The sequence below is a fragment of the Sphingobacterium sp. UBA1897 genome (assembly GCF_002337775.1).
In the GTDB taxonomy this organism is placed as follows: domain Bacteria; phylum Bacteroidota; class Bacteroidia; order Sphingobacteriales; family Sphingobacteriaceae; genus Sphingobacterium; species Sphingobacterium siyangense.
This window is the reverse complement of the sequence record NZ_DDGR01000032.1, coordinates 19,595-32,284: the sequence shown is the minus strand read 5'-3', so window position 1 is coordinate 32,284 and position 12,690 is coordinate 19,595. Positions and strand designations below refer to the sequence as shown.

Annotated in this window: 11 protein-coding genes; 8 read left to right on the top strand and 3 right to left on the bottom strand. The window is 43.4% G+C overall.

Translation table 11 applies throughout. From position 1 onward, the window contains the following. Window positions 1-4: 4 nt before the first annotated feature. Genes B4N43_RS22440 through B4N43_RS22425 form a run of 4 tightly spaced genes read left to right on the top strand, consistent with a single transcriptional unit; the run spans window position 5 to window position 5,010 of the window. Window positions 5-1,861: a glycosyltransferase gene (locus B4N43_RS22440; RefSeq protein ID WP_286736317.1), complete on the top strand. Its 1,857-nt coding sequence runs from the start codon at window positions 5-7 to the stop codon at window positions 1,859-1,861. Window positions 1,862-1,864: 3 nt separating this feature from the next. Further along, window positions 1,865-2,431, top strand: coding sequence for a D-glycero-alpha-D-manno-heptose-1,7-bisphosphate 7-phosphatase (locus tag B4N43_RS22435; RefSeq protein ID WP_286736314.1), 567 nt, complete (start codon window positions 1,865-1,867; stop codon window positions 2,429-2,431). After that, entirely contained in the window at window positions 2,424-3,917 is a 1,494-nt protein-coding gene (locus B4N43_RS22430) for a PfkB family carbohydrate kinase (RefSeq protein ID WP_286736313.1), read from the top strand. The genes B4N43_RS22435 and B4N43_RS22430 overlap by 8 nt, the downstream gene beginning before the upstream one ends. 1 nt (window position 3,918) lies before the next feature. Continuing rightward, window positions 3,919-5,010 carry a glycosyltransferase family 9 protein gene (locus B4N43_RS22425; RefSeq protein ID WP_286736311.1) on the top strand — a complete coding sequence of 364 codons (1,092 nt, stop codon included), beginning with the start codon at window positions 3,919-3,921 and terminating at the stop codon, window positions 5,008-5,010. Here the strand turns inward: B4N43_RS22425 and B4N43_RS22420 are convergent. Continuing rightward, entirely contained in the window at window positions 4,991-5,908 is a 918-nt protein-coding gene (locus B4N43_RS22420) for a glycosyltransferase family 9 protein (protein ID WP_286736308.1), read from the bottom strand. The genes B4N43_RS22425 and B4N43_RS22420 overlap by 20 nt on opposite strands. 65 nt (window positions 5,909-5,973) lie before the next feature. Next, complete coding sequence (locus tag B4N43_RS22415; RefSeq protein ID WP_286736307.1) at window positions 5,974-7,491, bottom strand: FAD-dependent oxidoreductase; 1,518 nt, start codon at window positions 7,489-7,491, stop codon at window positions 5,974-5,976. Window positions 7,492-7,713: 222 nt separating this feature from the next. On the opposite strand from B4N43_RS22415, the gene B4N43_RS22410 reads away from it, so the two are divergent. The 3 genes from B4N43_RS22410 (at window position 7,714) to B4N43_RS22400 (ending at window position 11,469) form a co-directional block, all read left to right on the top strand. Beyond that, entirely contained in the window at window positions 7,714-8,490 is a 777-nt protein-coding gene (locus tag B4N43_RS22410) for an SDR family oxidoreductase (protein ID WP_286736305.1), read from the top strand. Between the two features lie 62 nt (window positions 8,491-8,552). Continuing rightward, a complete protein-coding gene (locus B4N43_RS22405) occupies window positions 8,553-9,071 on the top strand; it encodes a ferritin-like domain-containing protein (RefSeq protein WP_286736303.1) in 519 nt (172 codons plus the stop codon). A 205-nt stretch (window positions 9,072-9,276) separates the two neighbouring features. Then, a complete protein-coding gene (locus B4N43_RS22400) occupies window positions 9,277-11,469 on the top strand; it encodes a hypothetical protein (RefSeq protein ID WP_286736302.1) in 2,193 nt (730 codons plus the stop codon). Window positions 11,470-11,472: 3 nt separating this feature from the next. Here B4N43_RS22400 and B4N43_RS22395 read toward each other — a convergent pair whose 3' ends face one another. After that, window positions 11,473-11,622 carry a hypothetical protein gene (locus B4N43_RS22395; RefSeq protein ID WP_286736301.1) on the bottom strand — a complete coding sequence of 50 codons (150 nt, stop codon included), beginning with the start codon at window positions 11,620-11,622 and terminating at the stop codon, window positions 11,473-11,475. Between the two features lie 339 nt (window positions 11,623-11,961). On the opposite strand from B4N43_RS22395, the gene B4N43_RS22390 reads away from it, so the two are divergent. Then, window positions 11,962-12,690: DJ-1/PfpI family protein (locus B4N43_RS22390; RefSeq protein WP_286736300.1), on the top strand; the 729-nt coding region annotated here is incomplete at its 3' end.

Genomic DNA, 12,690 nt, shown 5'->3' with positions numbered 1-12,690 from the left:
TATAATGAGAAAACAAATAGCTTTTATTAGTGATCATGCCTCACCACTCGCCACATTGGGTGGAAAGGACAGTGGCGGCCAAAATGTTTATGTGGCCGAAGTAGCCACCCAGCTAGCTCTAATGGGTCATCAGGTCGATATTTATACGAGAGCAGAAAACCCTAAGCAGAAACAGATCGTCTATTGGAAACCGAATATTCGTGTTATCCATATCGTAGCGGGTCCAATGCAGGAACTGCCCAAGGAAGAACTCTATGATCATATGGAAGAGTTTACCGCGAATATGATTGCTTTTATTAAGAACAATCAGCTGGTTTACCAGTTGGTCCATGCCCATTTCTGGCTCTCGGGGATGGTGGCTATGGAGCTAAAAAAACAGTTAAAAATACCGTTTGTCATTACTTTTCATGCCTTAGGCGCGGTGCGTAGAATGCACCAGGGCTGCTCCGATAAGTTTCCGAAAATACGTGAAAAAATTGAAAAAGATATTATTTGGGCGGCAGAACGTATTATAGCCGAATGTCCAAACGACTTAAAAGATCTCATTCAGCATTATCAGGCGCCGCAGGATAAGATAGAGATTATCCCCTGCGGTTACAATCCTACAGATTTTCATCCAGTTGACCGTACCGAAGCAAAGGAAAAATTGGGTCTTGACCCTAGCTTCACCTATATTTTACAGCTTGGCCGAATGGTGAGACGCAAAGGCATCGACAACGTGATTGAGGCTTTCTCACATGCGCAACATGCATTACCAGAACTTAGGCTTTTAGTGGTGGGCGGCAACTTTGATTCAGTCGATGACCGTACTGAATATGAACATTTGGATCATCTTTGTACCGCACTCAATATCAAAGATAAAGTCATTTTTACAGGGCAAAAAGATCGCGATAAACTGAAATACTTCTATGCTGCAAGTGAGCTCTTTATTACGACGCCCTGGTATGAGCCATTCGGGATTACACCCTTAGAATCGATGGCCTGTGGTACACCAGTAATTGGTGCCGACGTCGGCGGAATATCATTCACAGTCCGCCACGAAGAAACCGGTTTACTTGTCCCCCCGCAACAACCACAACAATTATCTTCTGCCATCGTCGAATTGATAAGCAACGACCGTAAGCGCATGAGATTTTCCGTCAACGCACTCCGCCATGTCAAATCTTTCACCTGGAAAACCGTTAGTGAAAGTATGGCCAGGCTCTATGAACAATGCGTACCAAAGACAACCGAAAAAGAAGCAATTTATCAGATAAAACAGAGTTTCATAGGCTCCTCACGAACCTTTGAAAAAGCAGCAGAAGTTATGGCTGGCGGGATTGCTCGACTATCCGCTAAAATGGTTTCGGTACTCCGGGGAAACCGGAAAATCATGATCTGTGGTAATGGGGGCAGCGCAGCGGAGAGCCAGCACTTTGCAGCTGAACTGGTGGGGCGATTCGAAATACCACAACGGCCCGGTTATCCGGTTATATCGCTCAATACTGACGTTTCGGTCATGACCGCCTGGGCCAACGACTTTGGTTACGACACGGTGTTTTCGAGACAAGTACAGGCGCTTGGACAACCTGGCGATATGCTGATATGTCTCAGTACCAGTGGAAATTCGGCAAATATTATCAACGCATTAAAAGAAGCAAATAAAATAGGCATTGTCTGTGTAAACTTATTGGGAAAGGACGGCGGCGAATCAACGCAGTACGGCGAGCACAACCTCATTGTGCCATCGGATAATACAGCCCGCATTCAGGAAGTTCAACTCCATATAATCCATCAGCTCTGTGCGCTTGTAGAACAACAAATGGTTAGACAAACAGAAGGGAACGAGCGTATCCTAATACAAAAAAAACTGATCGCATAGCCAATGGAAAAAGCACTGTTTTTAGATAAGGATGGAACGCTCATTAAAGATGTGCCTTACAATGTAGACCCCAAGCGGATTGTATGCTACCCCGATATATTTAAACCGTTGCGGGTGCTGCAAAAAAAAGGATATAAACTCATTGTCGTTAGCAACCAGTCGGGTATAGCGCGGCGCTATTTTACGGCAGAAGAGTTGGAAATCGCTTTTTCTGAGCTTCGAAAACAGCTCATGGCTGAGGGTATTCACCTGGATGGCATTTATTACTGTCCACATGGCGACAGAGCGAGCGATTTGCAATGCATTTGTCGCAAGCCATTACCGGGAATGTTATATCAGGCAGCCGCGGAGCTTCATATCGATTTAAAAAAATCGTGGATGATAGGCGATATTTTGAATGATGTCGCTGCCGGAAGAGCTGCGGGCTGCAAAACTATTTTGGTGGATCGAAGTAGGCAGGAACGCAAAAAAGACCGGTTGGAAGACCCGAAATTTAGGCCCGATTTCATCAGCGATGATTTTTATGGATTGACTCAGGTAATCACATTAGAAAAAGAATATTATGAATAAAATAACATTAAATAAGTTGGTCGAAAAAGGATTCAACAATCCCAGGGTTCTTGTTTTAGGGGACTGTATGCTGGATATTTACCTGGACGGCGAGTGTAACCGGCTTGCGCCCGATGTTGCTGTTCCGGTTTTGGATGTCAATGCTGTACAGTGCTGCCTCGGCGGGGCCGGAAATGTGATCACCAATCTCTGCAACATGGGCGCCAAAGTTTCTGTAGTTACTATGCTTGGCGACGATCACAGTGCCCAAACCATAGCCCGTGACTTGCGGTTACGAGGAATAGATACCAGCAACATCCTTTTCAATGCTGACTGTCAGACACTAACCAAGACCCGCCTGCGCAGAGAAAATCAATGTCTCTTACGCTATGACATTGGCCGTGTCTATCATTTTACTCCTGCTCTATTACAAAAATATCTAGCAGATGTAAAAAAAATGCTGCGGCATATCGATATTATTTTTCTGGCGGACTATGACAAAGGCAACGTTCCCGACGAACTGATTCAGTTACTTTATGAGGAGCAGCAGAAAGATCCTAAGATAATCGCTGTAGACAGCAAGGATTATTACCGATATAACTGTCTGCGCCCCGATTTGGTTAAGCCAAATTATGAGGAGGCGTGTAAAATTTTAGGACATAAACCGCAAAACGAACGCGTAATACAGGCGTTAGAATGGTCCGAAAGTCTGTGTGTTATCTCGAAGGCAAATTGGGTAGCGCTCACCCTGGACAAAGATGGCGTGATCTTATTTAAAAAAGAGGAAGAGCCCAAACATTATCCCGTACCTGCCCTAAACGAAGGAAACTTTTCCGGTGCCGGTGATACTTTTCTGACTGTGCTCTGTCTGGCTTATTATAACAAACTGGAAGAAGATATAGCCATACAATTGGGTATCAAAGCCGCTCAAATCGGTATTCATAAAAGTAGCACAGCAAGCTGTAGTTGCGAAGAGCTTGCCCAGGAGCTACACCATAAAGATGATAAAGTGATCATGGATCTCAGAAGCCTTGAATCAGTATGCGATAAACTACGCACCGACCATAAAATTGTGTTTACAAATGGATGTTTTGATATCTTTCATGCAGGTCATGCACATTACCTCAGTGAGGCCAAGTCGCAAGGAGATATTCTGATTGTCGGTATTAATACAGACGAAAGCATTGCTCGGTTAAAGGGAGCCTCCAGACCCATAAATACCCTAAACGAACGTATCGAAGTGCTGCGCGCTTTATCGGCTGTCGACTACATTGTCCCTTTTGGTGATGAGCTCTCCGACGACCCGATTCCGGTACTCGAAAAAGTGAAACCCCATGTATTTGTTAAAGGCGAGGCTTATGAAAGCGAAGAAATGCCCGAAATGGGGCTGCTTCAAATACTAGGAACCCAACTTGTCTTTATTCCGCATGTACACCAACAATCGACAACTAATATCATACAACGTGTGCAGGAAAATAGCAGCCAACTCTTAAAGAAAATCAGCTAATATGGACAAATGGAAAGATTGTAAAAATATGCTGATCATCCGATTAGATAATATGGGAGATCTCATTATGAACAATGCCGCATTACAGCAGATAAAAACGAATATGCCCCACTGTAAGGTTACACTTTTAGCATCGGAAATGGCTATTCCTATTATTCCTTTTTTAGGTACAGTAGATGCATATATACGATATGATGCGCCATGGATGAAGTTAAGCAACCAGGATTCTACGGCCCGCACCGAAGCGTTGATTGCAGATATTAAGGAAAAACAATTTGACTCCTGTATCATATTTAATGTTTATAGCCAGAATCCAATGGCAGCGATTCTATTAGCCTATCTTGCCGGCATTCCGAAGCGCGCGGCGTATATGCGTGAAAATCCCTATTCGTTGCTCACGCATTGGGTTCCCGATAAAGAGCCGTTGTTTCAGGTACAACATCAAATTACAAGGGATCTTGAATTGGTCAAATACCTGGGTATCTCCCATCTAAGTATTTGCCTACCGACTTTAAAAATGCCTTCCAGCACATTATCAATCTCCCTACCAGAGCCTGATGTCAAACGTGTTATCCTCAATTATGATGTCTCTGAAGAGAAGCGTCGCATTCCCATTGAAGTCGCGCGGGAACTCCTCGAAAAATTGCTCGGACTGAATTTCCAGGTGGTCTTGGTGGGTAAGGAAAATAACGGGTACCTAAGGTCCTGTTCGTCTGCCGCCAGCTCGCCAAATCTGGTCAATCTCATTGGGAAGACAAGTATTCGTGACCTTTTGTTACTGGTGCAGCAGGCAGATGCTGTAATTACGGTAAATACCGGTGTGGCTCACATTTCCTGCGCATTACAAAGGCCCACAATGGTCCTATATGCGCAGACTAATCCGCAACATATTCCCTGGTCGCGTGACTCCGATTTTATCTTATATCCAGTCAGCCCTTCGGCCAGGTCAAAAAACACCATCAATATCTTCGTGGATAAGCAGAACAGGGCCTCTAAAATTGTTCCTTTAACAACCGCTGTCATTCTTAAAAAATTTCAGGCCTTACTTGGCCGCAGCGGCACTAAAAAGGAGCTTATGGAAGAAGACGGTTGACTTCACGTTCAATCTGTGCCATGGCGACGGGTACAGTTAGGTCAAATGTGGTGTGCAGCTTTTTATTGAGCGGCCCCCAGCGTTCTGGCTCGCCGTCCATACTAATGACAACGCTCCTTGTCTGCAATGCCGCAGCGACATGCGAAATGCCGGTACAGTTGCTAAGTAACAAAGAGGCCTCTGTCAACAGACAGCCCAACATACCTAAATCCAGCTTGGAACAAAGATTGACTGTGGGAAATTCCAGTAAACGCTGTAGTTTATCCACCAGTATTCGCTCTGCGTATACGCCCGTCAGTATTACCTGATATCCCTTATTGTACATATAACTGGCTAAATAGGCGAAATTTTCGAGCTGCCAACACCGTCTCGCGTCCCTGCTTCCTACATGCACAATAACAAATGGTGGTACCATTTCAGATTTTATGTGCTCATACGCTGCCCAGTCTGCTGGAAACAGGGGATAGTACATCGCGCTCGATACAACTTGGAGACCTAAAAAACGGACGAGTGCCAAATGTCGCTCCACCTCGTGCAGGTTATTCGGATAGGTCAGCCAATCCGAATCACCTGCAGCGGCTAACGGTGTAAATCCGACCATTCGCCTTGCACGGAATTGTGTTAAAAAATCGTTTACTATAGTCCCATCTCCTTGCATTTGGACGAGCAGATCGAAATTTTCCGCTTGCATGCGAAGGATGAACCGGGCCAATTCCTTGGGGTCGTGCGGAATCTCCGGAAGCGCCGGATGCCCAGGGAAATCGACATATTCATCTATGCAATCGTAACGCTCCATTAGCGCACGCATATGTGGCAGGCCAATAAAGTAAAGTTTCGCGTTTGGATAATTAAATTTAAGGGCAGCTATCGCCGGTATGGAGCATAGGAGATCCCCCAACTGAAGCGCACGAAAGATAGCGATTTTGAACATTTTATATGATCAAGAATAGTTTATGGTTTGTATTAAAAATGTAGATCGAGTTTGGATAGACCTTTGGTCGCAGGCCCATTTAACATGTTGCCGTTGACATCAAATCTAGATCCGTGGCAAGGACAGTCCCATGTATGCTCTGAAGAATTCCAGGACACCGTGCAACCCATATGTGGACACACTGAATTTAAACAAGATAATGTACCCTCATTATCCCTCGAGACCGCCAATGTCTGTCCTCCAAAACGGACAACTTTCCCGCCATCTTTGGAAATGCCATCCAGCTCTTTTACTGTATCTGGCGAAAGCTTGTCCATAACAAAATGCTTGACCGCATTCAACCCTTCAGACACCACACTTTTAGCACTTGCGATCGGTTTCACCCGCGCAGGTGACAACAATTTGGATAAGGTAGTTTCCTTATTTTCAATCAAATCGGGAATTATCAAAGATGCCATTGAGCCGAAAGTCATTCCATTGCCGCCGTAACCCGTAGCGATGTAAACATTGCGCTCATCTGGCATTCTTCCGATATAAGGTAAACCGTCTGCCGAGATATAGTACTGTGACGACCACTGAGCAATCAACTCATCATAATCAAAATGTTCATTAGCCCATTGTTTCAGGTCATCAAAATTTTTCTCTGTGTCCTTTTCATCTCCAGTTTTGTGGTCGAACCCACCAACGATTAAATATTGTCCGTCTTCAGCATGGTGGTATCTAAAGTAATGATAAGGATCATACAAATCTGCAGCCTGTCCGAATGCAGGTGAGCTTTTAGGAAGTTTCAAAACCACAACGTAACTTCGGTATGGAGCTAATAATAAATTAAATCTATTCCTTCCGGGGGGCGTATGTGTTGCCCAAACGATATTTTTTGCTGTAAAGATTCTTTTATCACTTGTCTTTATGGTAATGCTATTATCGTCATTGTCATACTCCTCAATAATCTGATTCGTAAGGATGGCACCCCCTTCATCGATATAGGTAGACAATAATCCTTCAATGTATTTAATTGGATGAAATTGAGCTTGCCCCTCAATGCAAATCGCTTTTTTAAAAGGTACGCTAAAGGGGATCGAATTCACTTGAGATGTTTTCAATCCGAGTTGTTGATGAGCTTCATAAATTTGATCCAGTTGCTCATTTTGTCCCTCCTCTGCGCTGAAAAGGAAAAAATCGCATACAGAGAAATCGCAGCTGATCCTATTTCTTATAATATTATTTTTAATGTAATCTACCGTATCACATGTACTGAGTAGCAGCTGTTGAGCTGCTGCTTTTCCGAAATTAGCGATAATCTCATTATACGAAGCATCATAAAAATTATTGATATGTGCAGTAGTTCCGCCCGTAGTTCCAAATCCGGGATTTTCCTTGTCTAAAAGCAAACACTTTATACCCCTATGTTGTAATTCCTTCGCTAAAGTTACTCCCGTAATTCCTGCTCCAACAATGATGGTGTCAAATGTTAGATCAATGCTGTCGGATGAAAAATTGGGGGATTCATCGCTTTGCCAAAAACTTCTATTGATTCCGTCTCGTGTCATAATATTTCGAATAATCTGAAGGCTGTCTGTCTCATAACAATCCCTCGTGGTTTATAATTATTAAGATGATTATTGGGGATGAACCATTCTCTAAGAGAATCGTTTTATCGGTAAATACGCAAAAAGGCGAACAAATACGCCTTAAAAAGCTGGTTCAAACGAACTTAGAAGAGCTAATGTTCCACTAATGCAGTTTAGCATACATAGTCACTAATTATAAAAATGATGATAAAGGATCCAACAAATTATGAAAATGCTGTCCTACCAGAATGGATAAAGAACAAAAATATACTAATTACCGGTGGCACAACAGGAATTGGTCGTGCCACCGCATTATTGCTCGCATCGATGGGAAATCACGTTCTGATATGTGGTCATCACCAAAGGCAGCTGGAAGACACACTGGAAGACTTCAATAAAATAACATGCGCGGGCTCATTAAATGGTATCGTTGTAGACTTGGCTACAGAAGATGGAATCAGGTCTCTCTTTCAGGAGTTTGACCGTGTGTATGATCGGTTGGACCTGTTGATAAACAATGCCGCCGTTGCTTATCAATCGGTTAAAGAAGGGACATATTTGGACCAGGCTTATTTATTACGTATCAATATTCTTGCCTATCTGAGCTGTTCACAAGCGGCCATATCTAGGATGGAACCCCACGGATCAGGACATATTGTTAATGTAGGCTCTATGAGTGCAGATGTCAGAGAGGCACAAAGTTCTGTTTATGTCTGTTCAAAAGGCGGTATCAAAGCATTTACAGAATCTTTACGCAAGGAGTTTAATCCGAAGGGCATTCAGGTTTCCCTTATTGAACCGGGAGCTGTCGGAACCGATATGCAACCCTATTCGCCCGAAGAACAGCGCGAAAAAATCGAAGCGATGGAAATGTTGTATGCCGAGGATATTGCTCGGTCTATCGCCTTCATCGTATCGCAGCCCCTCCGCTCGTCGGTAGTGAGTATGCAAGTTAAACCACTATTACAAATTATCTGACATTAGTGAGACTTTTAGAAAACGATATCCTCCTGACTGATGTCCATCTTCAAAAAAGAGTTATGGCAAAATCGAATCAAAATCAGCAACAAATGCCAAATGAGCATTTACACGAGTTATTTGTAGACGAGTTAAAAGATATTCTAGGCGCAGAGAAACAGCTCTTAAAAGGTTTAAAGAAAATGAGCAAGGCGGCAGAAGACGAACAATTGAAACAAGCATTTGAGGAGCACCACAGCCAAACTGAAGGACAGATTGAGCGGCTGAAAGAGGTATTTGGAGCTTTGGGTATTGCTGCACGCGGTAAAAAATGTAAAGCCATGGAAGGCCTTTTGGAGGAAGCTGACGAAATCATCGAAAATTTTGAAGATGATCCAGCACTAGACGCGGCACTTATTTCTGCGGCACAAAAGGTTGAGCATTATGAAATCGCGAGCTACGGCTGTCTGGTCACATTTGCAAAACTGATGAACCACACTGAAGCAGAGCAATTGCTCCAGCAAACCCTCGATGAGGAAAAGCAAACCGATATCTTACTCACAGAAATAGCCGTCTCGTCGGTAAACGAGACAGCTTCATAAATGTAATAAATGCCCGGATTGCCGGGCATTTATGATTTCAACCCTCTCCGAAACCCCTATATTACTTTCCTCAGCATAATTGAATAACAGGAGAAATACATTTTTCAACGTAGTTGTAACATAAACGTCGATTGTTAAAACCATTGCGACGTTACTCGCCTTCCTGTAGTAAGACAAGCAGTTATAAAAATAAGAAATTTGCAGGATGATAAATCCTGTCACTCCTTGGGCAGCAACTGTCCAAGCCGATATTTCGAATTCTGTGCCTATTTTTGAAATAGACCTAAAAGCATACAAACTCAAAATCCATAATGTTGGCGGTTCGATTTGGCTCATTGTCTTTTGGCCAGCAGGCCCAAGCATAGCCTTTAGGCTGGCCTTTGGAATGAATAGCCTGTTCGAAAAAGTGACGATCTCCGAAGCTTCTGATGAGATTTTGATCACTGATTCAACCAGATTGGCCTATTATCGAATCATACTGTTTTTTCCAGAAAGTCCGCTAGCCACCTTTCGTTATACCACTACAATACGGACAAAATTACCGCTGCTAATCCCCTTCTGGCCACGCGATATTGTTCCCTTGACTAAAGATGGAAATACCGAAAATACAGCAGGAACAATACATGCTAAACAGGTCGGCTCGCGATCGGGACAGCTCTATTTCAGTATGATGAAGCCAAAAGCGGGTTCTGTATTTTATTTTCAGAACCTGACTGCCATGTCCCCTTACTGCCAGGAAACTGAGGTGTCGCTCCGCGAAACAGTCGGCGGCGAATGGCCAGAGCTCGGGTTCCAATTTCCCGTCAACGCCGACAAGCCATTGCCGGCCAACAAGGAATATATTATTTCCGATGCGTTTGTTCAGTTTGATGAAAATATCCCAGAAAGTGATACCGAGATTGTTGAAAGTTACCTTGATTTACTCGCATCAATATACCTTATCCTTCCTAAGCCCGAACCCAGCCAGCATAATTGGCTACCTACAGCTGAGAAAATTCTGGATAATATTTCCAGCAATAAAGGCTGCTGGACTCAAACGGACGGCATCTCTTATCTGAATGCCTATGTGGGTGACTACAAAACACCTGCTGAGATCATGGTGCAGCTTGCCGTCCTACTCCCACTGAATGAGTATCTTACCTGGACCGGACAGAGCCACCCGATGCTGCAAGAACTCTCTGATGGACTCAGGTATTTTTATGATAAATCTATAAAGAGTTTGGTCAGGTGGCACCCTTCGTTAAAAGATGATCTGGATCATTCCGAGGAGCAAAAGAGCGAGATGGTAATGGATTCCTGGTATCTACACCACCCCTTGTTAAACCTTGCACGACTGGCACTGCGGGGAGATAAGATGGCTAAAAAACTGTTTATGGATTCGATAGATTATGCGATAAAGGTTGCAAGAAATTTTAATTATAAATGGCCCGTTTTTTACAAAATGACCACCTTGGAGGTATTAAAAGCTGAAACAGCTCCAGGCAACGGGGGTGAAAAGGATGCTCCGGGCTCGTATGCTCACGTTATGCTCCTAGCCTGGCAGCTGACAAAAGAAAAGCGGTTTCTGCTGGAAGCGAGCAGGGCGATTAAAAAATTAGACGGTCTGGCCTTTGATATATTCTATCAGGCGAACAACACGGCGTTTGCTGCAGGTGCCTTTGTGGAGATGTATAAGATGACCAATGATAAGCACTACCTGGAGCTCAGTTATTGCTGCCTAGCCGGTATATTCAACAACTGCCAATTGTGGGACTGTAATTATGGATACGGCAAAAATTTCCCCTATTTCTTTTCTGTTTTTCCCCTGAAAGATGCTCCCTATGCAGCGGCATACGAAGAGCTGGAAGTATTTGCTGCCCTACATCATTATCTTGAAGCGGCAGCAGATATTGAAATTCTTCCATCGCTAAGAATATTAATCCCCGAATTTATCAAGTATGCGACGGGCAGACTCGCCTACTATTATCCTCCGCTTCTACCGCAAGAAATGATTGCCGAAGAAACAAAAACGGGTGAGGTACAAAAGGACTTATGGATTCCACTTGAAGACATACATGACGGCTGGGAGAAAAGCGGTGAAGTCGGTCAGGAAGTATACGGGGCCGGCCTGCCATTTGGTATCATAACGCGACAATATTTCAAAATAGACAATCTGGGCGGCACTGTATTTATAAATTATCCGATTTCAAACGTCCGCATCGGCAAAAATTCCGTTACTTTCCGACTGGAGGGCAGTGCACTACTCAGGGCTCACATGAGACTTCTGGGTTTTTCAAAGGATAACTTAAAGAAAATACATATAGAACAAAAAGTAAAATCATCGTATCAATCTGTGCTTGCACTGGGTAATGGTTTTTACGAATTAGTTGGGGCTGGAAGGGTCAGAATCAGCAGCTAAGGATTAGAATCCAACGGTAATAAATCTTTCTCCAGCATACATTTCTGATTCCGATAAAAAGTTCATCAAAATTGCCATCTTTAAAAATATATCCTGAGGCCCCGCGGCGCGGGCCCGATCTACAAAATCAGCCCGCTGATGAATCGTCAACATAATTTTTTAATTGCGGGTGAACGACATGAACTTTTTAGCCTGTCTTTTTCTTAACATCGGGCCACTTATGGCGAGGCAGTACGAAGTCGGCATAGTCCTACACCACAGGTTTGCGAAACGAACTTTTTGGGATCCTAACGAACAGGACTCAGGAACGTTGGCCAGTATATCCAATATCACGAATATTAGGACGAGCTGTTCATCCCTTTTCACAAATATTATTTTAGCGAAACAGCATGGGTTTGGATATTGTTATCTTTTAAAGATTTATAAAATGTGGAAAGTTTGACATTCGAAGCTTATCAATAGCACGAATTACAAACAATAAAAAATACTATTATGTCATTATTTTCAAACGATTTGAGCAAAGAGTCCGTATTTGACGGCATTGGTTACGAGCCTTCTTTTTTTTCAAGAAAAACGATGGTTACGACCAAGACAAATTACAGTAAAAAAAAGTACAGTGATATCAACAAGGACACCCGGAAAAAAATTCTTGTGCTCTGCACAGAAGAACGGTATATGACAATGAAAAATGGAAAGAAGTTTTCAACGGGCAATCATCCGGTCGAAACACTGGTTCCCATTCTTCATTTCGAACAGGCCGGATTTGAGGTTGACTTCTACACACCAACAGGCGCTCCTGTAAAATTTGAGATGTGGGCTATGCCATATGAAGATGAAAACATCGGTAAAATCCTCGACAAGTATAATACGCAATTTTCAAACCCGCACAACCTGAGAGATTTTATAGCTGACAAGAATAAAGGATATGTTGATTACGTTGCCGTTTTTATCCCAGGAGGACATGGGGCAATGCTAGGACTACCTGAAAATAATGATGTCAAAGAACTTATCAAATGGGTAGTAGCGGAAGATAAATATCTATTGGCAATCTGCCATGGCCCCGCAGCGCTCTTAAGCGTAGCAAATTGCGGAGACGCTGAGTTTCCTTTTAAGGGATATAAGATTAATTCGTTTCCTGATGAAATGGATAAGGCTTTGCCAGAAAGTGGATACCAGCCCGGCGAGATGCCCTGGTTTTATGGCGAAAAACTCAAACAGCTT